This window comes from Flavobacterium agri, assembly GCF_013401995.1.
Taxonomy (GTDB): domain Bacteria; phylum Bacteroidota; class Bacteroidia; order Flavobacteriales; family Flavobacteriaceae; genus Flavobacterium; species Flavobacterium agri.
This window is the reverse complement of sequence record NZ_JACBJI010000035.1, coordinates 1-686: the sequence shown is the minus strand read 5'-3', so window position 1 is coordinate 686 and position 686 is coordinate 1. Positions and strand designations below refer to the sequence as shown.

General features: G+C 66.2%; 1 pseudogene. It reads right to left on the bottom strand.

Annotated elements, in window-relative coordinates:
• A pseudogene (locus HZF10_RS17880) lies at positions 1-686 on the bottom strand (adhesin); the annotation flags it as partial.

Genomic DNA, 686 nt, shown 5'->3' with positions numbered 1-686 from the left:
ACGGCCGTCTGGGACGAGCCGTTAAGGGTATAGGTGAAGGTATACGGGGCGATGCCGCCGGCGCCCGTGAAGGTCACCACAGGAGAAGCCCCGCCCTGGCAGACCGAGGCCGCGTCGACAGTGACCGTGGCCGTAGGCAGCGGGTTGACCGTGATGCTCACCGTGCCCGTCTGGGTCTGGGAGCACGCGTCCGCGCCACCCTCGGCGACGCCCGTGAGCTCATAGGTGGAGATGCCCACCGTACCCGTAGGAACGGAAAGGGTCACCGAGTCCGAGCCCGTGGCCGTGGAAATGGTCAGCGGCGTACCGCCGTCTACCGTATAGGTGAAGGTGTAAGGCGAGGTACCGCCGGCTCCCGTGAAGGTGATCACAGGCGAGGTGCCGTTCTGGCAGACCGCCGTCACGTCGGCTACCATCGTGGCCGTCGGAAGGCCCTGGATGGTCACCGTGAGCGCGTCGTTCTGCACGTTCGAGCACGAGGCGTCGGAAACCCCGGTAAGGATGACCGACTGGCTGCCCGCCACGGAAGTGTCGATGTTGGCCGTGGCGCTGTCACCCGTGGTGGTGGTCAGCGTGTAGGCCGTGCCGTTTATCGTATAGTTGAAGGTATAGGGTGCCGTGCCGCCCGAACCCGTGAAGGTCAGAACAGGCGAAGCCCCGTCCTGGCAGGCGGAAGCGGCGCTGGC